We start from the raw sequence: 25,662 nt of genomic DNA on the forward strand, positions 1-25,662 counted from the left end.
TACAAGTAATATAAAACAATATAATATATCATAGACTCTTAAAAAAATAATTCCCAGTGCAAAGCCCTAACTTCACACTGGGAATTATAAACTAACTAAATAGCTTTTTATTTTAAATAATCAGGATCATGATTATCCATAATCTGCTTCGCTATTTCGTGCAAGTTGGTATTGAACCCTGTATCAAAAGTATTGGTAGTTAAATCGACTTGATATAGACTATTTAACCATACCAACGTTCCTGTCTCAATAACAATTTGTCCCTGATGCCCTTTTTGATCGGTAAATATTGAAGTCTCCTTAGCACCCATCATAGATATTTCATCTAATAATTGATTATCTAAATTCTTCTGTGCTAAATTAATAGTCGCCCACCCTGTAGGAATGGTAAAAATATTCGTTGAAGGGAACTCCCTACGCAACTGATCCACCATTTCGTGGTGCACAACATCATTTACGAAATAAGAATACACCTCTTGTATAGAGTCCGCCTCATATTCTAAGACTAATTGATCCCATTCTTGAGGGAAATCAAGAGTTGGAATGGCAATAAAAATAGTTACATCCGGATTTGCTTGCAATGCGTATTCTATCCATGCCCTATGGCCAATTATACGGTCTTCCGTATTTTCATAATCATGACCTGATGTCATTCCAAAGATCTCTACATTTCCTTCATCTAAAGTGGATTTTATTAGCAGATGTTCTTCCGATGCATCATCGTTCCAAAAGTTAATAGGCTGACCGTTCTCTCCTCCTCGGAAAACAACTGTGGCTTGATGGTCTTCAAACCCAGCTTGTTTTGCCATTGTATCAAGGTGATTGGCATAGGGCTTAAAAAAGCTATTACCAATGAGGAGCATATTGTAGCCATTTCTTTCCTCAATTGGATTCTCGATGGCAGGCTCACTTTCTTCACTATTGCATGAAAGTAAACCAAGAAGTAGCGTAGTAGTCAACAACAAATTAAAAAGTCTCATATTTCAAAAGTAATAATTATATGATAAATTATTTAGTAACCTCAATGTAAGAAGGTTAGATTTTTGTATAGAACCTAATCAACCAAAGAACTGTTTTTTTTAACGAACGGAAATTCAAAAAATCGCATTTAGATATTTTTTCTTATGAATAGGGTTTTTCAAGATTACTTTCACTATTAAAGATATATCAGCTACAAGTCTGATACAACTTATTTAATAGTAAAAAATTCAATCTATGAAATCGAAAAACATTATTTTATTATTCATTGGTCTCTTCTTTTCAACTTTTTTAGTTGCCCAAAATGTAAAGCAAAATAAAAGTGCTCATTGGGGAAATAGACATGTTAAATCAAGTAGTAAAGGTGGAAAACCTACCAATGCCATTGGTTATCTATCAGAAGGAAACTTAGCCGCTTTCGCCAAGGAAGATCAGCTGTTTAAAGAATCTCTAACTCCAGAATTAGAGCAACTAGGTATTACAGCATCAGATTGGAACAAAGCTCAAGATAAACTGAGAGATCAATGGCGTTTGATGAACAGTAAATCATTTAAAAAAGCCATAAAAGAATTAAATCAAGACATTTTTTCTAAACATAATTGCATTGCCGTTTACGCTGAATATGGCGGTAAGGGAGGACAAAAGGCTATGACTATTTATGATAAAAAAACTTGGGAGTCATTACCTGAGTAACATTGAAATGTATCGATAAAAGAATTTATCTAAAACGGTTCTAAGTGTTCAGCCGACAGGCGTCACTAAGAGCTTACTTATCGTATTTAGTCTGCGACTTATAACCAAAATATCAATTGAATAAGTCGCAGACTTAAACAATACTATAGTTCGTATTGACGTATTTGCTTAACACTACAAACAGTAAAAACCACACTCCCTTCCTAACACCACGCACCAAAACACCCCATCAAAAACCCCTTGACTATTAAAGAATTACCCCTTAATATTACAACCGATTTGAATACTAACACTCATTGCAAGCTGCGATAACGATACTACCTAAAGCTGATGTTTCTTTAGATCGTAACTAAAAATTCCTAAAAGATAAACAGTATCATCTCACTCTCAATGATTCATTCAATCACGTAAATATTTTTTAAACAAAAGCTGACTTTAACGATGGCTAATGAATATGTATTCCTAAATAAAGAGATATTTTTCATTATCAATCTTACATTGACTAGCAAAAATGTACGCTAAAGCGTACATTTATAATATAACGATTCTATAGTATGACTGAAAAACGTTTTCAACTAAGAAAAACTGAAGACTTTGATAAGTGGCTAAAAGGCCTAAAAGACTTGAAAGCAAAAGGTATAATCATTAGACGATAAAATGCCATTGCAACTACAGGTAATTTCGGTAAGCATAAACAATTGAAAGGTCAGAAAAATATGTTTGAACTTATCATCGATTTTGGTCAAGGTTATAGAATCTACTATAAATTGTTGTCTGGAGTTATTGTCATTACAATTGGTGGAGGCATAAAGAAGGACCAGAAAAAAGATATAAAAAGACTTTCGAAAAAATAAATATTGGAATCATGGAACCATCAAAAGAAAAAGATCTCGACTTAATGCATAATTCTACTCCATTCAATGCATCCGAGTATTTAACAGAGGATGAAACGGTGGACTCATTTCTATTTGAAACAATTGAAGAGGGGGACATCGCTGAATTAATAGAGGCAATTAAAGAAGTGGCTAAAGCAACAGGAGTAAAAAAAATTGCTGAAACTACTGGGTTAAATAGAGGGAATGTTAATCAAATTATCAACAGTAAAACTGATCCTAAATTGAGTACATTTATCAAAATGCTGAATGCTATGGGACTTAAGATGACGATTTCGTCTGTGGAGTAAAATTTCTATATCTTTGATTAATAAAATATATTTTTACCTCTATGATACAATTAGATTCAATAAACAATAATTTTTTAAATGACGTTTTAAAGCTAATTCATGACTCTAAATTAAAAGTAGTGCAAACCGTTAATACAACAATGGTATATACCTATTTTGAAGTTGGAAGATTGATTGTTGAAGAAGAACAAAAAGGAAATGAGAGAGCAAAATATGGTAAAAAAATAATTTCAGAGCTGTCTAAGCACTTAACATTAGAATTTGGTAAAGGGTATTCTACTACAAATTTAAAACAAATGAGGTCTTTTTATCTGACCTACTCAAAAGGTCAGACAGTGTCTGACGAATTCAAGTTGAGCTGGTCACATTATTTAATGTTGATGAGGTTAGATAACCCTAAAGAAAGACAATTCTATGAAATTGAATCATTCAATAATAATTGGAGTCTAAGAGAATTAAGAAGACAATTTGATTCTGCACTTTATGAAAGATTGGTGCTCAGTAGAGAAAAAGAGGAAGTAAAACGCTTATCCGAAGAAGGACAAATTATTGAAAAAGCACAAGATACTTTAAAGGATCCCTATGTTTTAGAATTTCTTGGTCTCCCTGAAGAGAGTAAATACTCTGAAACAGAACTAGAACAAAAATTAATAGAAAAGCTAGAACATTTTCTTCTAGAATTGGGGAAAGGTTATGCTTTCATAGGTAGACAAGTACGATTTACTTTTGATGACAAACACTTTAGAGTAGACCTTGTTTTTTATAACCGCCTATTACAAAGTTTTGTACTTATAGACTTAAAAATCGGAGAAATTACACACCAAGACTTAGGACAAATGCAGATGTATGTCAACTACTATGATAGATATGTAAAGCTTGAACATGAAAACAAAACAATTGGAATAATTCTTTGTAAAAAGAAAAATGACACACTAGTAGAAATAACTTTACCTGAAAACAACGAACAAATCTTTGCAAGTAAATATCAAACTGTATTACCTAGTAAAGAGGAACTAAAACGATTAATTAATGATAAGTAATAAAAATCAAATCTGTCACAAGTTGTGACAAATTTGATTAAAAACCACCTCAACCCCTAACACCACGCACCAAAATCCCCCCATCAAAAACCTCTTGATTATTAAATAATTAACCCTTAATATTACATCCGATTTGAATACTAACACTCATTGCAAGCTGCGATAACGATACTACCTAAAGCTAATGACTCTTTAGATCGTAACTAAAATTCCCAAAAGGGAAACTATATCATCTCACTCTCAATGATTCATTCAACATCACGTAAATATTTTTTAAACAAAAGCTGACTTTAACGATGGCTAATGAAAACAATCAAGTAGACATACAATTGTATGACCTTACCGTTACTCCCGATCCTAACGATTTTTTCGGTAGAGTAAGAAGCAAAGGAACTTTAGACAATGCGGCAATTGCTAGTCGTATCAAGAAAGAAGGTTCGGAATACCAAGCTGAAACGATTATTGAATTGCTTAACCGTGCTGACCGTATTAAAAGTGAAGGTCTGTCGCAAGGCTACAACATCAACACTCAGTTTATTAATGCTCGATTGGGTGTAAGCGGTGTCTTTTACGAACAGGTATTCAATCCCCTCAAACAGCAACTCAAAGCGGTCATCAACCTCACGTCAAATAGTCGCGATATGATTGATAAAACCAAAGTAACGGTATTAGGACAAGCACAAACCGGCCCAGTATTGTTAAGAGTAACCGATAGCTTGACGGGAGACGTGAATAATGAAATCACCCCAAACAATGCCGTCACCCTTTTTGGAGATCGCATCAAAATTGAAGGAGATGAGACACATCAAGAGGAAGTAGGTTTATTCTTCGTGAATCTAGAGGATCAATCCAAAACGAAAGTATCACAGCTCATCAGTAATGAAAATAAAGCGGTGATCTTTATGGTTCCTACTCTTCCTAAAGGGAATTATGAGCTGGAGTTGGTGACGCAATCAGGTACAAACGGCCTATTAAGGTCGCCTAGAACGGAACAACTTGAAGCGGTACTCATTGTAAATTAAGCTTCATTCCTAAGGTCATTTAGCTTGAATTTAATAAGCTGAATGACCTTATTTTTTGTCTTTAAAGCAAACTGACAAGGTGAAAGAGTGTCACCTTATAAGGTAAGAGGTGGTCATATTAAGAGATGAGACTGTGGCATATTATAAGGTGAAAGGGTGGCATATTATGAGGTGACGGTGGGGCATCTTAGGGAGTGATGGAGATGGTGTTCAGAATGTTATGTAAATTGATATTAACTTATGTAGTTCTTTCTGATTAATATTTAATTTTGTTGTACGAATTGCTTGGTTAGTTTGTGGGGAGTGTTTAAATTTAGGGATCTAACAACAGACTGAAAATGAGCTAAAAACTTTTTACTTTTGATTGGTAAGTTATAAAATTCGCCAAGATTATTTAGAGTACCATACTATTATTACTTCTCATTTTTTTGTCAAATAAGATTTAACTATATAATGATATAATAAATAATGGAAGTTTATACAACAGAATTTGAAGACAAATTATTAGAAATAAGAAGAAAATTAGAAAATATAAAGGACTTAGATAATCATTATTTATCATTAAATAAGTTATTAATTAAACATGTAAATAGATTAATTAATAATAAAGATAGTTGGGAACGTGATGTAAAAGTAAGATTAAATGAATTAAAAGAAATTCTTATCAATAATAATTATTTATATAATTATACTAAAACCAACGATGAAGAATTTATTTTGGAAATTTTATTAATCACATTTCCCATTTTATTTGAATTTAATTTAAAACTAGTAGTTAAAAACAAAGAAGCTAATGGAATTGATGAAATTAGAAATATTGTAAGATTAAATATTGAAAAATATCCATTAGACTTCAAAGCTAGAATTTATTATATGCTTCATGAACTCCCTTTAAAGATTTTAAGGGACGATTATGGTAGGATATATAGACATATAAATGAACTTAAAGAGAAACAAGAGTCTTTTAAAGATGTAGAAAATAAAATATTTGAAGAGGCTAATTATTTAAAAGAATGGGAACAAAAACAAGATGAACGACAACAAAGACTGGATGATCTTGAAAGTTTTTTAAAAGAAAATGTTTCTAATTATAATTATGTCGCTCTTTCAAAAGGTTTTCAAGATGTTAAAACTCAACTTTCAAAAAGGTCTTCAAATTTACTTAGTATTTTAACTTGCTTAAGTATATTAATAATTGTAATATTATTTTTTGAATATTATAATATCAGATCAAGCTTTCAATCTATTGAAAATATTAACTCAATCGAACAATCTTACAAAGATTTAAAAGAAGACCTAAAAGGTGATAGCATTTCAAATAATAGTCTAGAATTGCAGAAATTATATTCTAAAAGAATTGTAGCCACTCAAAGAAGAATTGATAGTCAATTAATTAAATCACTCATTACTGCTATTCCGATAATTTCTGGTATTATCATTCTATTATATATTTTCAGAATTATTTTATACAATTATAAAATAACTAGAACAGAATTAATTCAAGTGGAATTAAGAATTACACTTTGTAGATTTATTCAGAGTTATGCTGATAAATCAGGTGAGATAAAAGAAAAAAGCCCAGGGACTTTGGGAAATTTTGAAAGAGTTATTTTTTCAGATTTGGTTTCTGATACAGAAAAATTACCAACAACTATTGATGGTATAGAAAAAATTTCAACTATTATTAAAAACATGAAATAATGATTTATAAAACACTCTTTTTTTGTTAAATATTAACAATAACTGAATCAAATAATAACAAAAATAATTTATCTTAATTGAAAAAAAACAAACTACATAAAAAGCAATTCTTCAAAAACCGTTGTCAAAAACGGTTAAGAATAAGAATAAAGAGGAAAAATAAAGTATACAATACTTCCTTCATTTATAAAAAACAAATCCTAAAACAAAACCCTCAATTCAAAGAAATAGAAGCACCTAAAAACCTCACTTTAAAATATGAAGAAGTAATTGAAACTCTAAAATTTATTAGTAATATTAAAAGAATAGGTAATCAAGGTTACTTTATTGATCTTAAACTACAAAAAGTAGAGAAAATCACAGAAGGGGCAATTTCATTATTATTATCTATTATTTCTGATTTGGAGAGACAAGGTATATTTTTCAAAGGAGAAAAACCAAATTCTTTTTCAGCAAACAAAATTTTAGAATGTTCAGGTTTCTTTGAACATATGGATGGATCTATTTCAAAAGCTAATAAAATATCAAAAAATAAAATATTGAAAACTGGGACAAAAAAAACTAACCAAAGTGAATTAGTTCCAGAGATTCACTCTACAATGGATACTATTTGGGGTATGAAAGCAAGGTGTCCTGCATTATATGGAGGGCTTGGAGAAATGATGAGAAATACTTGTGATCATGCTTTTTATGATGATTCATCAGTAATATGGCACTTAGGAATTAGTCACTTTGAGGATGAAAACACATGTAAATATTCATTTGTTGATAATGGTAAAGGAATAATAAAAACGTATCAGAAAAAAGGAATCTTTAAAAAATTCAAAGATTTCTTCAAAGATAATGCAGACATATTAAAAACTGCATTTGAAAATGGCATAGAATCAAGAACGGGTTTAAGTTGGAGAGGTAAGGGCTTACCTACTATTTTTGAAATGTATAAAGATAGGATAATAACTAATTTTGTTGTTATTACCAATAATGTTTATTTAGATTTTGATAGAAAAATTTACAAAACTTTACCTATTAATTTTTCAGGAACTTATTATTTTTGGAAAATAGATGAAAAATGTACTCCATCTTACTTTAAACTCTAAAAAAATGATACAAATAAATATAAAAGAGGATTTTTCTCCAACAACAGGTTTTCGCACCTATGAAGATGGACCTAAATCAGGGTTAGAATTTTATGATACTTTATTAAAAAGTAGGTTTGAAGAAGCTTTAAATAAAGGTGTTAAACTGAAAGTGATTTTAGATGGAGGCGAAGGATATACAAGTTCATTTTTAAATGAAGCATTTAGACTTTTGGGTCAAGAATTTGGTGCAGATAATGTTTGGAATAGGTTATCAATTGTTTCTAATGAATGGCCAAAGTATATCGAAAAAATTAAACAATCAGTTTATGAAATGGAGAAATAATGAGGAAAAGTTAATAATTTTCCTTTTGGGATCTATTATCGGTTCATTTGTCTGTTATATTACTTTACAATTTTCTTATTTTAAAATAAAAAAAGAATTAGATATTCCTAGTCTACTTATTAGTATTATAACAATTTTAGTTGGAATTTATATAGCCAATGTTATTCAAAAAAACGTAAACTCTAGTCAGAACAAATACATTTTTTTAGTTAATAAAATTGATGATTTATGGTCAAAATTTAATGATTTTTCAGCAAATTTACATGTCGAAACAAAAATGGATATATCTTCAATTAGAGCTTTAATGAAAAATGTTATTCACCCTTTTAATTATTTAAATAATATTTATACTGCATTTGAATTAAACAAAAAAAATATAACTGATTTAGAAAATAAACTGGAAGCATTAGAAAAAAAATTATCTAATTGTCCTTCAAAGGAAAACAATATAGATTTTTCTAATATATCTGAACAAGTCAACTCTGAAGTATTAACAATTCAAAAACAATTTTCTGAAATTTTAAAAGAATTACATTCAGTATAAAAATCTCCTCTTATTAACTACAATAAATTAGAATTTTAACTCAAAACATAGATTGATTCCAAGCAATCACTATAATAGGTTATTTGAAATAGTTAATCAAAAATAATTTAACATTTCAAGTTAGTTGCCATTTATAACAAACAAAAGACCCCGGCACCAAAAGCCCCGGGGTCTATAATAAATAAGATATGAATGAGTCTGTTCGCGCTTGATTAATATCTTACGCTTGCAGCCTTGTATTTACCATCGATTTGTACACCTTGCATCTCTAAGTATTGCAATCTGTACAAGTAGGCTGCACCGTTAAATAACGCATGTGCAACATCTACTGCTTTACGGTTTTCCCATTGCTCAAGAGGAGTACCTTTTACCCACTCGTTGAATGCACCCATTGCAGGACCACACCAGATTTGGTAATCCAACTCTCTACCTTTCACACCTCGGTTAGCCCATGATGAAGAAAGACCTAAGTACCAACGGAAGATCAATGCCATCTTACGCTTTGGATTGTTTTCTGATCTTGTGATTTGCTCTGGATCGCGCTCTTGGAAAAACTCGATACACATTTTCCAGATGTTCTCTAACGTATCTTGGAAAATGGTTTTCTCTAATGTTGTTCTTTCTTTGGCTGGAATAGCATCGATACCATCGTAAGCGATGTACGTATCGTATAACTTCTGCGCTCTTAAGGCGAACAACGTACCTTTCTTCAATACCTGAAGTTTCACTCCCAATTCGAACATGTCTGATGCTGGCGCCATCATGATGTCTGTCATACCCGCTTGTGCTAACACTTTACGAGAATGATCTGATGCACCCGACTCTAAACATGCTTGGTTGATAGAACCTGTCACTACAAATGCTGCACCCATAGCGAAAGCCGCCAATACCGATTGAGGTGTTGAAATACCACCGGCAGCACCTACACGTACTTGCTCAGGGTAGTTCAATTCTTCTTGGATTCTATTTCTTAGCAACAATACCGATGGCAATAACGACACCAATGGTCTGTTATCTGTATGTCCACCAGAATCTGCTTCTACTGTAATGTCATCGGCCATAGGAACTGACAAGGCTAAAGTTGCTTGCTCTGCTGTAATCTGACCTTCAGCGACCAATTTATCTAAGATCGACTTTGGTGCTGGACGCATGAACTTCTCCGCTACTTCTAAACGAGATACCTTAGCGATAATCTTGTTTTCCATATGAATCGATCCATCCGCATTCTTGCGTAACCCTGCCGCTCTAAACTTCACTACAAATGGCGTTAAGTCCATAAATGCAGAAGCTTCGATCACCTTCACTCCTCTCTTCAAGAAAAGCTCACATGCTTCTCTCTCTAAAGCTACCTCATTCGGCGAATGAATCAAGTTAAACGCATACGGTCCGTTAGGTAATGCCGCTTGAATTTTATCAATCGCTTGCTCGATTCTTGAAGGAATCAAACCACCTGCACCAAAAGAACAAAGCATGCCTGCCTTACCTAAAGCAATCACCAAATCTTCTGATGAAATACCGTTGGCCATGGCACCACCCATGTAGTTATATTTCAAACCATACGCTGCTCTAAAAGATGGATCTCCCAATGCTTCTGGAGCATAAGCAGGAATATTGGCTAATAATTCTGCAGATTGTAAATCAGATGATGTAGCTGTACCCATACCATCCGCTACACCTACTGTTCCTTCTTGGTTTCTGATGACGAAAAGCTGCTTGTCTAATTTCTCAAACTGCTGCTTGATCTCCTCAGTTGTATATTTTGCAAAGCTTGAAGCACCGAACCACTTGGAAGTGGATTTTGTGGAGGTCTTTAAGCCGCTGTTTTGTATTGCTGTTGTATTCATTTTTTTAGAATTAAAAATGAAAAGTGAAAAATGAAAAACGTGAAATGTTTTGCTTTTCGTGTAATTCGCTCTTCAAAAATATCTTGAATGGATTACCCATTGGTAGAATCCCTACCACATCCTCATCTAGATTACCCAGGACTGAAGTCCTGGGCTAGTGATAATCTTTTCATCAAAGACTAAAGTCTTTAATGAATTTCCTCGTCTAAAACCTTCCCGACTTTAGTCGGTAAGGTTCTAATTATTACCAGCCCAGGAATTTATTCCTGGGATATTATTCCTGGGATATTATTCTCGGAAATAAATTCCTGGGATTTTGGTATTTATGAGCTAATGAGGGGCATTCGAAAGGGGCCATACGTGGATGGCCCCGTACGGGGCATCCCATGTGATGCCCCTCTTAAGCTATTTGGAGGATAATTAGCTGATCACCAATGAAAGATCCGTAATTTCATAAATTCTCAAATCTCCTTTCCAAAGATTCGCATCTACTAAAATTACCACTTTACCATTCTCCTTGATCACCTCTTTGATATGGCAATCCAAGTTCATTGTTGGATCTCCTTGAAGAATCTGACCTCTGTATTTCCAAACGGTTTTGTTTGGAGCGTGGTGGTTGAAACCTACGTTGGTCATGCCCTCACCTAAGTTGTTTTGCAATGCCCAAACTTGAACTGCTTGATGGATCGCTTCAACACCTAATGAACCTGGCATTACAGGATCTTGGTAAAAGTGACAAGTGAAGAACCAATCGTAGTTCTTGATAGCACGAGTGGCGTGGATATAACCTTTACCGTACTTACCACCTTCTTTGATGATTGTTGCACTGTCTAACAAGTTCAACTGATCTTCAGCCAAGTGTAATCTTGGAGAAGCTGGGTTGGTCGACTTGTACAACTTCATTTTACCGAACAATGAATCTAAGTTGAATGTGATTGCATTCTTCTTGTCATAATCCGTCACGTCTTTCCATGCAGCTACTTTCTCGCCTGAATCAAGACCTGCTTGAGACGATAAGTCGGCTACTGTAAAGAATCCGAATGATGATTGACCTACGTAGAATACTGTACCATCCACTGAAAGTTCGAAAGTGTAACGTTGCAATACTGTTCCTGCAAGGTTCGTATGCGACGTCATCACAACTTTGTTGGTGATTGTTTTACCTCTAAGATCCACATCAACTAACATCTCGCCGTCACCGTCAAGGTTACGGAAGAACAAGTCTTTGTCAGGCACAGATAAAGTTGATCCCAAGTAAGCACCTAAGAAACCACATGGTTGAAGGGCCACTTCCATCAATACTGAATAAGGCATTACTGGAGAAGCATTTTGCTTGAAGTACCATGCGTCTACAGGAACATCATATTCTGAAATGATTGTAGGGTTGTTACTAAAGTCGTGTCTCTCATTACTGATTGATAAAACTCTAGAGATTACTTGAAGATCCGTGTTTGGCTGACGTGATAATGAACGTCCTTCGAATACTTTGTACTCATCACCGAAACATTTGTATACTGGACCTAATGCGAATTGAGTGATGTCGCCTTCGTCTAATAAAACGGGTTTGTTCACTGGCTTCACATACACACCGTGGTTAGTGTTGGCTAAGTCCTTTTTATATTGAGGGTTGTCTTTTTCTTGTAAACGAAGACCTAAGTTTTCGAAGTATACAGACGACAATCCGTCATAGATAATTTCTAAGTCAGCTACTACGTATGGCTCAGGAACTAAACCTACTTCCTTCACGTCCATACGGTAAATTAGCTTGCCATCTTTGGCGTTTACCTCTTTACGACATCTTACTTTTTGAGGGATGTCTAATACAGGTTGGAAACGAGCGTCTTTTGTTAAACGCTGCATACCCATGTATAACATTAAGAAACGTAATAACTGTCCACCGCCTTCAGCTTGTAATGAACCTGCTAATACTTCGTCATCTCTAAAGTGACATGGGAAGTACCAATCGTCGGCTTTCAGATCTTTCTCTGCTTCAATCCATCCTAGACCTGCATGACCACCTTTAATATCTAACTTAGTGATACGGTCCAACATCAAGATATCTTTTGGAGGAAGACGTAATGATTTGTTTCTACCTAATGTATTGTAATCCGAACCAAATACACCTTCTAAATCACCTTGAGTTAACGCTAAAAGCTCCTCTTGGTTGAAAGTAGTTTTATCACAGTGTAAAAGTGGCTCGAAGAATTGCTTCTTACGGTTGTTTCTTTCTTCTAATTCCTCTGGCTTGTATACTACACCTTGACCTTCAGCCAAATCAGCTTCGTTGAAGAAACCGGCACATCCGCCACGCATCTTCAATACCATTCTGTCCTCAACATAGCAGTCATAACGGAAGAAGAATAATAAGTTGTTACCATTACGAACATAGCTATCGATGCTGATGTCGTAACGTAATGTTTGTCCTTCGAATGGAAGATCGTCCAAGAAAGTCAACGTACAGTCTAATAGACGGTATTTGTACTCTCCTTTGTTTTGGAAGTCAATCCCCAAATATGAAATCAATAATAAGTCACACTGACCAGATTCTACGGCTACTGCCCAAGGAATTTGACCGTCTGTTGCGAACCAAGAGTTGTAAGGAATATCGTATTCCGTTGTTAAGCTCGATGGCTTGTACTCGTTTGTTTTGGCATTCAATTTCGTTACACGGCTCACCAATAAGTATGGAGGCATTGGCAACATTACACGACAAGGGTAGGTGTCGATAATAGAGTACTCTGGACCAAATACGTCAGCAATTTTACCTGTAGCGAAAGTCAATAGATCTTGTTCATTCCAGATCGCATCTTTCTTGCTCGCTTTGTAATCAGGTGCGTCGAAATCATAAAGCGCCAAGCCATTCTCAGCGATCTTTTGTTTCACCTTATTTTCAATCACATCTAAGGTTGAATTCTTATCCATATCTTTGGTAGTTTGTTCTTCTTTTTCTGATAAAGCAAACATGTCGAACTCCTCTCCTGCCAATACAGGTTCTGCGGTGTTGACTCTGTTCGTTGAATTTATGAAGGCTGCTTTGTTCTCTGCAGTGAATGCAAATTCTTTAAAGCGATTTCCTCCAGTATGTAAAGTTTTAAAGATTTTCTTCTTTTGAATGCCTTTCATTGATGTCTTGGCGATGATGGCTTGAAGATCAAGTTCTACTCCTTGACCTAACAATTGAGCGATCATACCCATGAAACTTTTCAATGAATCAGATCCTTTACGGTCTGTTGCAATTGTTGCATGTTCTTCACCTTTTAAGATCTCACCAATCCATCTCGAAAGGGTTGCATTTGCTCCCACTTCAATAAATAATTGATGACCATCCGCATGCATACTTCTAATCAATTTCGGAAGGTTTACTTCTTGACAACATACCTCTTTGGCATTGTTGGCAATCACCTCTTCATTGATCTCTAAAGGTTTGTGTGTTACGCCCGAATACACCGTTTTTGTCACTTCCTTCTGTAATGGAAGGTTGTGCATCGTCACGAATTCTTCCGTTACTCTACGGATAAATGTATGGTGCACACAGTTGTTAATGGTTAACGTCACCGAAGAAAGGGCATACTTTTGCATGATCTCTTCTAGGATGTCATTATCACCAGACAATATGATTTCAGAATCGGTATTGATGAACGTCAAGTACACTCTTTCGTACTTCCCTTCCACCTCGTTTCTAAACCAATCTTCTAGTGTTGCATAACCAAGCGTCTGTGCATTTAAGGTAATCAAACGGCTTCTCCATTTTGATTTTGCAGTCGCAGCGTCCATGCCCCATTCTTCACCAAGAACAGTCATTGCACCACCAACCACTTCAGAGAAGATATTCGACTCTAAGAATTTCTCATCTACTTGATGACCATCCCAAAGTCCTTGACCGTACCATAAGCTAGAAGTTTCCCCCATGCTGTACCCTGCCAAAGAATCTGCTTTTACTTTTAAGATATCTTGAAGAAGCACTGTATAGGCCGTTGCAAAGGCAACACCAATCGCCATTACAGGAAGTGCATTTGTTCCCAAATTCTCTTCTTGTAATTTGATTTCCTCAGCAGTTGGCTTTTTCAGTGTTCTAGGGTATAAATATTCTGTAAAGAACGCTCTGTTCGGGTAGTTTACAGAATCTTTGATGTGGTCATATAAGCTTGGGAACATCTGTAATAAAGATGCACCAAAACCTTGGTAAGCTGCACCAGAACCTGGATAGACCATAGCTACTTTTCCATCTTTCCCAATTGGGTTAGGATTATAGTAACTACCTGTTGGCATTTGTAACGCTTTCTTTCCTTTATAAGCATCTTTCATGTGTGCTTGGAAGAAGGCCACATCACGCATTAATTCCTTCTCGTTTTTAGCAACGAAAATTGGTTTAATAGGTGCTGCAGGATTAAATGCCTCACAAAGTTTGTCTGATGTTTCATTGAAGCCTAAGGTCTCCACATCTGTTAGAATACCTAACAGTTGCTCGTTAATACCCGCCGGTCTTTCAATAGAAAGAGGGAATAAACGTTCTCCTCCTTTGGCTAAGTAAGGGCTACGCTCGTCAAGTTGTGGGTGAGATCCTTCTGACATTAAAACATGTGCCGAAGAACCATCTGTCGCTAAACCTGAGATCGCTGCTCTTAATGTATCTTTTCCTTCTTCTACTACCCAAGGTGAAGATACCTGAGGAACGTAGAAAGGTGTGTTTTTAAATTTCTCCTCAAATTTAGGTCCTGACCACTGTGGAGTAGCAGGAATAAATCTGTGGTATAAAGCTAAAGCTGATCGGATAATTGAAACGATACCTGAAGCGGAGAACGTATGACCTACAGTCGCTTTCGCCGAACCTAAGGCACATGTCAGTTTATCGTCTTCTGATTGATATACTGATGTTAATCCTTCAATCTCAGCTTTATCTTCAGAAGGAATACCTGATGCTGACACTTCCAACAATCCAATATCAGAGGCATCTAAACCATTACTTTGTAATAATTCTTCCGCTCCTTGTGCTACGGCTTGAGGGTTGACTTCACCATTCAGAGATGATAAACCTGATTGTACAATAGCTACATCATCAATTTGAGCATACACACGATCGTTTTTCGCATCTTCAGCTCTCTTGATCACAATAGCACCTGCACCTTCACCGATATTCCAACCGTTTGTTTCTGTATTCCAACCGAAGGAAATATCACCTGTATTGACTGGGTTTAAAACATGACGGCTTAATACACCTTCCATGCTACCGGCCAAGTCGATGGCACCTACCACTACGGCATCCACTTCACCTAAAGCCAACATATTTCTCGCTACGTCCAATGCTTTATACACCGCATTTTCGTTGGATGAAATCGTGAATGAAGGTCCAGTGAAATCCCAAAGAGCAGAAACTCTACTTGAGATAATGTTACCGATAAAGCCTGTGTGTTCCGATGGAGAGTGGTCTTCGAAGGCTTGGAATACAGAGTTCTTTAAAACATCAGAAAGTGATTCTTTTTTCTGCACATCCATTTCTAGACCTGCCATTTCCAATGCTTTCTCTACCTGCCAAATTAGATCCCAACGTCCCATACGGTGGTGGATTTCCAATTCAGATTCCATTGCTGTTAATACTGCAATGTTGGCTCCTTTTCCTTCTAGTTGTTTCAAACCTGCATCATGTAATGCTCGGTCTGCCACTGTTAACATTAAAGTCTGCTGCAACGTTAAACGTTCCGCTTCTTTCGGTTGGATTTTGAAACGAAGAATATCCAAATCAAATTCTTCCAACCACGCTCCTTTCAAGCGTTTAATATCTTCTAACCCAAGACCTTTCTTCAGAGTCTCCAATTCTTCCATACCTTTCCAACGATTGGCCGGAAGGTCTTTGAAGAATTGCTGACCCTGATATAGTGATAAATAAAAATCTTCCAAGCTGGAACATCCACCGAAGTGAAGATCCATACCAACAATTGAAAGAGGTTGTTTGGGTGATGTAATCTGTTCTTTTTCTGCCTCTACTTTCTCATCATAAGCGGATAAGATCATATGGGCATTTGTACCACCAAAACCGAAAGCGTTAATACCTGCGTGAGGTAACTCTCCTTTTTGTGGCCATTCTTTATTTTCCAACATCATTTGATCTCTACCTACCTTTTGATCGTTGGAATGTACAGCTCCATCAATTTTGATGGTTGCTGGGATAAATTTCTTTTGCATCGCTAGGATCACTTTCAACATACCCGTCATACCGGCAGCTGTTAGCAAGTGTCCCATGTTCGATTTTACTGAACCTAAGAATGGAGGTCTTACCTCTTCTTGTGCAAAGAAATCGCTGATTGAATTGATCTCTGTTGTATCACCTAGTGGCGTACCTGTTGCGTGACACTCTAGATAATCAATTTCTCCTGGCGTTAAGTTGGTACCTTTGTAAGCTCTTTCGAAAGATAGCTTTTGACCTTTTGGATTAGGACTTAAAAGGAATTTCCCTTTACCATCATTTGATAAACCTACACCATCAATAACTGCTAGGATTTTATCACCATCTTTTTGTGCATCACTTAGTCTTTTCAAGACCACCATACCCGCTCCTTCAGATGACGTCAATCCTCCTGAAGTATTATCTAAAGGAGCAGACTTTTCATTCATACGAGCATATGCATGGAAATAAGAGAAGCCCATGTGAATAAACAATGGATCGGCACCACTTACAGCACCTGCCAACATCATATCGGCTTTACCCAATTGCAATTCATCAATGGCTAATTTGATGGCATATAAACTTGATGCACATGCGGCATCAAGAGAATAGTTGGTCGACGTTAACCCTACTGCTTGAGCGATCAAGGCAGAAGGTGAGTTCGTCAATAAAGTTTCATGAATATTCGCATCGTAATCGGTGTTAGCAAAAGGAACTTTCACTTGTTCACCTGTCAGTTCTGTAAATACCTGACTAGCCATATCTGCATAAATGGGTGCAAATATTTGGCGAGAACGACGTGTAGGGAATGACAAGTTACCCACAATAACACCACAGTTTTTATCCTTAGTGTTTTGCCAGTAACCACTATCTTGTAAAGCTTGTTGAGCTACATGTAACGACCACTTAAATTGATCGTCTTGTTTTGTTAGTAAGTCTTTAGAGATATTGTATCCCTGAGGGTCAAATTGGAAGTCACGTACGTAACCACCACGAACCGCGTAACATTTATCGAGCTTACCCTTTTCTGTATGATACAAACGTTCGGGATCTTGTCCGAAAGTCTGTTCATCAGAACGAGTAACAAGGTCTTTGTTATCAAGTAGGTTATTCCAGAAGGTATCCAAATCGGATGACCCTGGGAATAATCCTCCCATACCAATGACTGCTATTTTATCTTTTTTGCTCATTCTATATCTTATCTGTAATGACGGAATGGTATTTTAAAATAAGGGTGGACACGTGGGTCCACCCATACTTATAGTTATGACCAAGTTAGTTCACGGCTGATTGTCATTGCCGCTCCGTAACTCTTCATGTAAACCTTTCCAGTTTCTGCATCGAATGCAGTGATGTCTGACACCATAGAGAAGTCGTCTGTTTTCTTCACATCAATCTGAACGTAGAATGGCTTACCAAATGGTAGTGCATCAAAAATTTCTACATAGTCCGTACTTAATGGAAGACTTGCTGCTCCATGGAATCTTCTTACCCAAACAACGGCTCCTTGGTACATGATATCCATTAAATATGGATTCACTTTTTTCACAGGAACTTGTCCTTGTCTCTCTTCCGTTACTCCGTCATGCTCACATTTGAAAAGCATGCTTTGTTCGTCCATCTTTAAAATGGATTTGATACCATTAAAGTCAGCACCATGGAAAAGTGTACCATCTGTATATACTGTTGAAGCATCTGCTACCGCTGGAGAAACATTCTCGTTTGGTAATTGCATAATTGGTGCTTCTACATTATCCGATGTTAAAGTAATCTGTGTTTGGTAATGGTTCAGCGGAAGTTTACCTCCATTGTCGCTAGAAACGTTCACTGTCAACGTTACAGTCTTTTCTGATTTTGACGTTTCTGTCACTTTAATTGTGTAGTCTTCCGCCTGAGTACCATCAAATACGATTCCTTTGAAAAGCTTTGCGTTGTCTACTCTTTGGATGTTGAAGCCCGGATATAAATCCGTTGCCGTTTGCACCATCCAAGTAGAAGCGTTTACGATAGGTAATACTGCATTACCTTGGATCATATGATGTTGAAGGAAAGGATTTTTCTCTTCTGTCATATTTCTCTTTACCGTATAGCTTTTCAAATCACCTGAAATATCTGCTTTCGCAAGTGGTAAAGTACCACCTAAAATCACTTGAGGTTGTGCTTTAAAAGCATCACTTAATTGATCCACCATTGCTACAGGACCTTCATCAGAAGGAACTAGAGAAACACCGTGTGCTTCGAATAATTTCTTTAATTCTCCGCTTACCATACCTGCGTCCCATGCACCCCAGTTGATTGAAGCAACATGTACGTCTGGATGGTTTTTCTTGAATAAGTGTGCTACTCTGTTCAATACCTCGTTCGCAATTGCATAGTCTGTTTGACCAACGTTACCGTAGAATCCGGCTACAGAAGAGAACAATACAACGTGTTGGATATCGTGGATACTACCAGCGGCTACGGCTGCTAATAAACCAGAGATCTTCACATCATAAACGTTATCGAAGTCTGTTGCTGTTTTGTTTTCTATCAGTTTGTCTGCTAAACGACCTGCACCGTGGATGATTCCTGTAATAGCACCTGTTTTAGCAACGATTGGTGCTACAGCTGCTTTTAATTTTTCAGCATCCGTAACATCAGCTGCAGTGTAATGTGCTTCTGCACCAACACTTTGAATGTACGCTAAGTTCTCTTCGATTTCTCTTTGAGAAAGTACTGCACCTACCATTCTGTTTACTGTCTTAGGAAGTGGCTTCTCACCGCTTTCTTTTAAGAACATCATGGCATTTCTTTTCAAGATTGGCTCTTCAGCTACACCTTGTGCCCAAGATGGCTCTTCTGTAGTCAATGCCGAACGACCTACTAATATAAACTTAGACTTGTACGTTTTCGCCATTGCTCTAACACAATCCGCCGTTACTCCTTTGGCACCACCTGTTACTAAGAATACGTTTTGAGAAGTGATACTAGAAGTACGCATTGTACCTGCTGTATGTGCTTGCTCAACTGCTGCAAGTGTGAAACGTTTTCCTTCATCGTTGTAAGAAGTTTCAGTGGTAGAAACGTCAGCATCATTTAATTCTGCTACGATTTTCTTTGCTGCTACTTCCGCCTTCAATTGAGGAGAAAGGTCTACCCCTCTACAGAATACGTTGGTCCATTCTAAGTTTAATGATTTCGTTAATCCGAAGTATCCACCTCCAATTACTGAAACATTACCAGGGTTCTTTGTTCCGAAAGCACCTTCCAAACGTGTTACCGTCATGAATGAAGCTCTAGTTGATTTAGAAGCATATTCATTCAATGTAGGTTTAAGGTGTTTTGCCAATAAGTAAGCCGCTTTCAACAATTCTTTTTCCTTGTCGAAGTGCATACCCCATTGACCTAACGGGAATCTAAAGTGAGGATGTACATTAATAAATTGATCTACTCCACCGATTTGAGCTAATGCTGCTTTGATCGCATCATCAGAAATTTCAGCTAGAGCAATCTCCTTTACCTCGTTTGGTAAAGTCACTGCCGATTGACGAACCAATGAAGCTGGCATAGTCAATACAGCTACTTTTCTTCCTTCAGCCAATAATTCTTGTGCTAAAGAAACGGTTAATCCCGAGCCATCATTTGTAATGACTGTCCATGCATCTGCATTTTTCTCGATCACCAATTGGTCTGGCTCGGGAATATATTTCAACTCTACATCGTAGCGTGCTACGCGATCATAATTTCCAGAAAGGAATGAAGTATGATCTTCTGCGACAGTTGTTTCTTCTACTTGGCTAGTAGACTTTTTTTTTTCGATTGACGAATTAGTATTCGCCGCTACACTGGGGGTGGACGCTCCCGCCTTCGATGAGATGTACTCAGCAATCTGAGCTAACGTTCTCAATTCGGCTAATTCTTGAGGATCTACACCTTGAACTGATGGATTGGCTTCTGTCATCGCACCGAAGATCTCAACACGCTTGATAGAGTCGATACCTAAATCAGCTTCCATGTCCATTCCCATTTCTAACATCTCTGCTGGGTAACCTGTCTTCTCTGCGATTACTTCTAAAAGTGATGCTTCGATTTCTGCATTTGTTACGCCACCTGCTGTTGGTGCTGCTGCTACTGGAGCAGGAGCTGCTGCCGGCGCTGAAGTCGCACCAGCTTTACCTGAAATGTATTCAGCAATTTGAGCCAATGTTCTTAACTCTGCTAATTCTTGTGGATCTACACCTTGAACTGATGGATTTGCTTCTGTCATCGCACCGAAGATCTCAACACGCTTGATAGAGTCAATTCCTAAATCAGCTTCCATGTCCATACCCATTTCCAACATCTCTGCTGGGTAACCTGTCTTCTCTGCGATTACTTCTAAAAGTGATGCTTCGATTTCTGCATTAGTTACACCACCTGCTGCTGGAGCTTCTTGTACTGGTGCTGCTGCTACTGGAGCAGGAGCTGCTGACGGTGATGATGTTGCACCTGCTTTTCCTGAAATGTACTCAGCAATTTGAGCTAATGTTCTTAACTCTGCTAATTCTTGTGGATCTACACCTTGAACTGATGGATTTGCTTCAGTCATCGCACCAAAGATCTCTACACGCTTGATTGAGTCAATTCCTAAATCAGCTTCCATGTCCATTCCCATTTCCAACATCTCTGCTGGGTAACCTGTCTTCTCAGCAATTACTTCTAAAAGTGATGCTTCGATTTCTGCATTTGACACGGGCGACACATGGGTAGCCCCTACAGACGCTGCTGCTTCAACTACAGGCGCTTCCGTACGGGTCGACCCTTGTGTCGCCCCTGCAGATGATGCCCCTGCTTTTCCTGAAATGTATTCAGCAATTTGAGCTAATGTTCTTAACTCTGCTAATTCTTGTGGATCTACACCTTGAACTGATGGATTCGCTTCTGTCATCGCACCGAAGATTTCAACACGCTTGATAGAGTCAATTCCTAAATCAGCTTCCATGTCCATACCCATTTCCAACATTTCTGATGGGTAACCTGTCTTCTCAGCAATTACTTCTAAAAGTGATGCTTCGATTTCTGCGTTTGACACGGGCGACACATGGGTAGCCCCTACAGACGCTGCTGCTTCAACTACAGGCGCTTCCGTACGGGTCGACCCTTGTGTCGACCCTGCAGATGATGCACCTGCTTTTCCTGAAATATATTCAGCAATTTGAGCCAATGTTCTTAACTCTGCTAATTCTTGTGGATCTACACCTTGAACTGATGGATTCGCTTCTGTCATCGCACCGAAGATCTCTACACGCTTGATAGAGTCGATACCTAAATCAGCTTCCATATCCATGCTCATTTCTAACATCTCAGAAGGGTAACCTGTTTTCTCAGCGATTACTGCTAATAAAGATGCTTCGATTTCAGCATTTGATACGGGCGACACATGGGTAGCCCCTACAGATGGAGCTGCCGCTGCAACTGGAGATGCTTCCGTACGGGTCGACCCTTGTGTCGACCCTCCATTTTGAGAAGGAGCTGCAATTTGTTGTGCCGCTGCTGCTTGACCTGCACCTAATTGATTATCTGCTTGCATATTGAACAACGATGCTAACATTTGCTCAATTCTATTTTGCTGTTCAGTCAAACGCTGAATATCTGCTTGGATTTGATCCAATACTGCCTTCTCTGCCATGGAAGCTGAATTTTGTTTCTGACGAATTTTTTCTTCAATAATTTGAGACATGTCTGTTGTCTCTGCAATCACCGTCTCGATTTCTTCTACGATTGGTGCTTTTTGAGAAAGTACTTTTCCACCTTTCTCTAGGATATCTTGATATCTCTTCTTGAAACCATCTGTCAAATAGTTTGTACCTGAAATTTGTACATTCATTTTTGACTTCGCTCCTGCTTCTTTTACAGGACGAGCGTATGGATCAAAGTTTTCGATTTGAACACCCATTACAGCCAATTGGATAGCTGCTTCTCTTAACTGAACATCAGAGTTTTTCTTAGGGTTAGGGTTCAAAGCAATCACTTGATGATCTTTACCTGCTAAGATTTCAGAAGTTAAGTTGGATAAGATGTTCTTTGGTCCGAATTCAACAAATACTCTTGCACCTTCATTGTACATCGTATCGATTTGATCTTTGAATTTTACCGGACTTAAAATATGTCTTTTCAGCGTCTCTTTGATAAACTGAGGTTGAGCTGGGTAAGCCGTACCTAGTGTATTTGAATACAATTTACCTTGAGGTGCTGCAATGTTTGTTTGATCAAGTACTGCTGCAAATGGTTTTGAAGCATGACCAACAAATGGTGTGTGGAATGCTGCTGAAACAGGAAGGATAGTCGCTAATAAGCCCGCTGCTTTTAGTTCCGTTTTTAACGCTTCCAACTCGTTCTTAGCACCACCTAATATTGTTTGTGTTCCAGAGTTTATGTTAGCAACTTGAACATTTTGATATTTACCGATGTAAGGTTGAACTGCTACAACATCACCTTTCACTGCCATCATCGTTCCGGCATCTACACCCGCTTGTGCTGACATTGCTTGTCCTCTTTCTTTCGATAATTTGATGAAAGTTGGAAGATCAATCGCACCCGATGCATACAATGCAGAAAGCTCACCATAAGAGTGACCTGCAAAGTAGTTTGCCTTAAAACCTGATTTTTGAAGGATGTGATACATACTTACTGATAATGCACCAATAGCTGGCTGTGCATTTTCTGTTTGCGTAAGTACAGTTTGTTGTTGTTTACGTTCTTCGTCTGAGAATACTGGAATTGGGTAAACCGTTTCTGTCAATGGTTTCTTACCATCTTGTTCGAATACGCCGTTTACTTTCGCAAATACTTCTCTAACTTCTGGGAATGACCAAGCAATCTCGTTACCCATGTTAGTGTACTGAGAACCTTGTCCGGCAAACAATGCTGCCACTTGATCTTTACCCGCATAAGCTGCATTTCTAAACCAAACGTTCAAGATTGGATTCTTCCACTCTCCTGCGTTAATGTCTTTAGAGATACCTGCAACAAATGCTTCTAATTTTTTCGTTGCTTCCTCAATAGATGAAGCCACAAAACCAACTCTTGGCTGGTTGGCAGGAACATTCTCTGCAAATGCTGTTGCTGATACTTCTTTGTAGTACGCTTTTGCATCTGCACCTGTAAGACCTACAATATGTTTTTGAGCTAACGCTACCAAAGCAGAAGTAGATACATCAGATAGTAACCACTGCTTATGGATATTGTGCACTCTATTTTTCACGATTGACTGACCTTTATACTCCTCCATTGAGAAGTGAAGGTTCACACCACCAAAACCGAAAGCTGATACACCTGCTCTCAATGGAGTTTGTGCATCTTTCTGGAACCAAGGTCTAGTTTCAGAATTGATATAGAATGCTTTCTTCTCAATTTCTAATTTAGGGTTTGGCTTAGTGATATTGATTGTACCTGGAAGGATTTTGTGGTGTAAGGCTAAAGCTGCTTTAATCATACCCGCTGCACCTGCTGCTGCTTTTGTATGACCAATTTGTGACTTTACAGAACCTAAGGCAATGTGATTTGTTTTCACTCCATCATCACCGAATACCATACCCATTGATACACCTTCTGATGCATCACCTGCGTTGGTACCAGTACCGTGCGCCTCAATCAAACCAACTGTTGATGGATCATAACCTGCTTCTTCATATGCTCTACGCATCGCTAATGCCTGACCTGAAGGACGTGGTGCATATACCGACTTGTAACGACCATCTGATGAACCACCAATACCGTTTACTACTGCATAGATTTTATCGCCATCACGCTCAGCATCTTCTAAACGTTTCATGACCATCATACCTACACCTTCACCGATCAACATACCATCACCATCTTGGTCGAATGGACGGATGCTACCGTTACGAGAGAATGCAGGAGTTTTTGAGAATGACATGTACATGAATGGAGAGTTGTCTGTATCTACACCACCAGTAATCATCATATCTGCTCTTTTCTCTACCAATTCAGCTACTGCCATTTTAATTGCAGAAAGTGATGCCGCACAAGCTGCATCCACTACTGAGTTGATACCACCGAAATCGAAACGGTTCGCAATACGACCAGAAATTACGTTACCCAATAAACCTGGGAAAGAGTTTTCTGTCCATGGCACGAATGCTGCTTTCATTTTTTCGATCGCAACTTGGATTTGCTCTTCTGGCATACCCATTGACTCTAATGCTCTTCTCCAAACTGGATATTGCAAACGAGCCGTTAAAGGAATGATCAGTTTCTGACCACCACCAACACCAAGGATCACACCTGTTCTTTCTCTTAGTTCTGATTTTAATGCATCAGAACCTGGAGCATAACCAGAATCGATCAAGGCATCTTTTGCAACTGCTAGACCCAATAACTGAGAAGCGTCTGTTACTTCAAGAATATTTGGTGGTAAACCAAACTCCATCGGGTTGAAATCAATCTTTGGAACAAAGCCACCTACTTTACAATACGTCTTATCTTCCGCTAATGGATTTGGATCATAATAATCATCGATTTTCCATCTATCATCTGGAACTTCTTTGATACAATCTACCCCTTGGATAATATTCTCCCAATACTTCTCGAGGTTCTCAGAATCTGCAAATACAGAGGCCATACCTACAATGGCAATCGGCGTCTCTTTCAGCAGTTGGTTCGTGTCTGTCATATCTCTTTATTCTTAGAATTGTACAATTTTCAAATTGCACAGCTCATTTAATTTGTTCGTTCTTAAAAAAATTAGCTTGCGGTCGGTTTGTTGTTTGTCCAATTGAAACACGCAAAACATTTAATTTTCGCAAGTATAACAACCTATTTGCTGTGTTTGTGACAGACTTTTTGAAAAAAAATTACATTAGTTTTTATTTAAAAATGAATAACTTTTCACTCATCTATAAAAAAAGTACAATAATCCGAAAACAGACATTTATTACAGAAGTAAGTATTCATTCATTCGTTTTTTGAGTAGAATATTGGTGAAAATTAAAAAATGTGAAAATTTATTTAATTGTCACAAACAATCTTCACGATATCAAAAACAGCTTTTTTTGAGGAATATATTTTTCTGTTAAAAAAAATTGCAATACTATT

The 25,662-nt window shown here is 37.3% G+C and carries 13 protein-coding genes; 9 read left to right on the forward strand and 4 right to left on the reverse strand.

From position 1 onward, the window contains the following. Window positions 1–107: 107 nt before the first annotated feature. The gene (locus MY04_RS11015; protein WP_066209648.1) at window positions 108–980 is read right to left on the reverse strand and encodes a hypothetical protein; all 873 of its coding nucleotides are present in this window, start codon (window positions 978–980) and stop codon (window positions 108–110) included. 235 nt (window positions 981–1,215) lie between these two features. Between MY04_RS11015 and MY04_RS11020 the strand changes: the two genes are divergently transcribed. From MY04_RS11020 to MY04_RS11060, 9 genes are all read left to right on the forward strand, one after another. Then, window positions 1,216–1,671: a hypothetical protein gene (locus MY04_RS11020; RefSeq protein ID WP_066209650.1), complete on the forward strand. Its 456-nt coding sequence runs from the start codon at window positions 1,216–1,218 to the stop codon at window positions 1,669–1,671. Window positions 1,672–2,387: 716 nt separating this feature from the next. Further along, window positions 2,388–2,525, forward strand: coding sequence for a hypothetical protein (locus MY04_RS11025; RefSeq protein ID WP_158297661.1), 138 nt, complete (start codon window positions 2,388–2,390; stop codon window positions 2,523–2,525). Window positions 2,526–2,536: 11 nt separating this feature from the next. Continuing rightward, window positions 2,537–2,854, forward strand: coding sequence for an addiction module antidote protein (locus tag MY04_RS11030; RefSeq protein ID WP_084005842.1), 318 nt, complete (start codon window positions 2,537–2,539; stop codon window positions 2,852–2,854). A gap of 41 nt (window positions 2,855–2,895) precedes the next feature. Continuing rightward, complete coding sequence (locus MY04_RS11035) at window positions 2,896–3,894, forward strand: PDDEXK nuclease domain-containing protein (RefSeq protein WP_066209652.1); 999 nt, start codon at window positions 2,896–2,898, stop codon at window positions 3,892–3,894. A gap of 296 nt (window positions 3,895–4,190) precedes the next feature. Then, window positions 4,191–4,916, forward strand: coding sequence for a DNA-binding domain-containing protein (locus tag MY04_RS11040; RefSeq protein WP_066209654.1), 726 nt, complete (start codon window positions 4,191–4,193; stop codon window positions 4,914–4,916). A 468-nt stretch (window positions 4,917–5,384) separates the two neighbouring features. Further along, the gene (locus MY04_RS11045) at window positions 5,385–6,617 is read left to right on the forward strand and encodes a hypothetical protein (protein WP_066209656.1); all 1,233 of its coding nucleotides are present in this window, start codon (window positions 5,385–5,387) and stop codon (window positions 6,615–6,617) included. A gap of 77 nt (window positions 6,618–6,694) precedes the next feature. Further along, window positions 6,695–7,714: a hypothetical protein gene (locus MY04_RS11050; RefSeq protein ID WP_066209657.1), complete on the forward strand. Its 1,020-nt coding sequence runs from the start codon at window positions 6,695–6,697 to the stop codon at window positions 7,712–7,714. 4 nt (window positions 7,715–7,718) lie between these two features. Beyond that, a complete protein-coding gene (locus MY04_RS11055) occupies window positions 7,719–8,039 on the forward strand; it encodes an STAS-like domain-containing protein (protein ID WP_066209659.1) in 321 nt (106 codons plus the stop codon). After that, window positions 8,023–8,583 (forward strand): hypothetical protein, encoded by a 561-nt coding sequence (locus MY04_RS11060; protein ID WP_066209662.1) that lies wholly within the window; start codon window positions 8,023–8,025, stop codon window positions 8,581–8,583. The genes MY04_RS11055 and MY04_RS11060 overlap by 17 nt, the downstream gene beginning before the upstream one ends. 212 nt (window positions 8,584–8,795) lie before the next feature. Here the strand turns inward: MY04_RS11060 and MY04_RS11065 are convergent, their stop codons facing one another. The 3 genes from MY04_RS11065 to MY04_RS11075 form a co-directional block, all read right to left on the reverse strand. Then, the gene (locus tag MY04_RS11065) at window positions 8,796–10,427 is read right to left on the reverse strand and encodes a PfaD family polyunsaturated fatty acid/polyketide biosynthesis protein (RefSeq protein ID WP_066209664.1); all 1,632 of its coding nucleotides are present in this window, start codon (window positions 10,425–10,427) and stop codon (window positions 8,796–8,798) included. A gap of 420 nt (window positions 10,428–10,847) precedes the next feature. Further along, on the reverse strand, window positions 10,848–17,777 hold the full coding sequence (locus MY04_RS11070) for a beta-ketoacyl synthase N-terminal-like domain-containing protein (RefSeq protein ID WP_066209666.1): 6,930 nt from the start codon (window positions 17,775–17,777) through the stop codon (window positions 10,848–10,850). Between the two features lie 74 nt (window positions 17,778–17,851). After that, window positions 17,852–25,240 (reverse strand): type I polyketide synthase, encoded by a 7,389-nt coding sequence (locus tag MY04_RS11075; RefSeq protein WP_066209668.1) that lies wholly within the window; start codon window positions 25,238–25,240, stop codon window positions 17,852–17,854. Between the last annotated feature and the right edge of the window lie 422 nt (window positions 25,241–25,662).

It is taken from the genome of Flammeovirga sp. MY04, from assembly GCF_001682195.2.
GTDB lineage: Bacteria > Bacteroidota > Bacteroidia > Cytophagales > Flammeovirgaceae > Flammeovirga > Flammeovirga yaeyamensis.

Excerpts from the sequence above, each read along its gene's own strand:
- MY04_RS11015 (WP_066209648.1), bottom strand. The coding sequence starts at position 980 with ATGAGACTTTTTAATTTGTTGTTGACTACTACGCTACTTCTTGGTTTA.
- MY04_RS11020 (WP_066209650.1), top strand. The coding sequence starts at position 1,216 with ATGAAATCGAAAAACATTATTTTATTATTCATTGGTCTCTTCTTTTCA.
- MY04_RS11025 (WP_158297661.1), top strand. The coding sequence starts at position 2,388 with ATGTTTGAACTTATCATCGATTTTGGTCAAGGTTATAGAATCTACTAT.
- MY04_RS11030 (WP_084005842.1), top strand. The coding sequence starts at position 2,537 with ATGGAACCATCAAAAGAAAAAGATCTCGACTTAATGCATAATTCTACT.
- MY04_RS11035 (WP_066209652.1), top strand. The coding sequence starts at position 2,896 with ATGATACAATTAGATTCAATAAACAATAATTTTTTAAATGACGTTTTA.
- MY04_RS11040 (WP_066209654.1), top strand. The coding sequence starts at position 4,191 with ATGGCTAATGAAAACAATCAAGTAGACATACAATTGTATGACCTTACC.
- MY04_RS11045 (WP_066209656.1), top strand. The coding sequence starts at position 5,385 with ATGGAAGTTTATACAACAGAATTTGAAGACAAATTATTAGAAATAAGA.
- MY04_RS11055 (WP_066209659.1), top strand. The coding sequence starts at position 7,719 with ATGATACAAATAAATATAAAAGAGGATTTTTCTCCAACAACAGGTTTT.
- MY04_RS11060 (WP_066209662.1), top strand. The coding sequence starts at position 8,023 with ATGAAATGGAGAAATAATGAGGAAAAGTTAATAATTTTCCTTTTGGGA.
- MY04_RS11065 (WP_066209664.1), bottom strand. The coding sequence starts at position 10,427 with ATGAATACAACAGCAATACAAAACAGCGGCTTAAAGACCTCCACAAAA.
- MY04_RS11070 (WP_066209666.1), bottom strand. The coding sequence starts at position 17,777 with ATGAGCAAAAAAGATAAAATAGCAGTCATTGGTATGGGAGGATTATTC.
- MY04_RS11075 (WP_066209668.1), bottom strand. The coding sequence starts at position 25,240 with ATGACAGACACGAACCAACTGCTGAAAGAGACGCCGATTGCCATTGTA.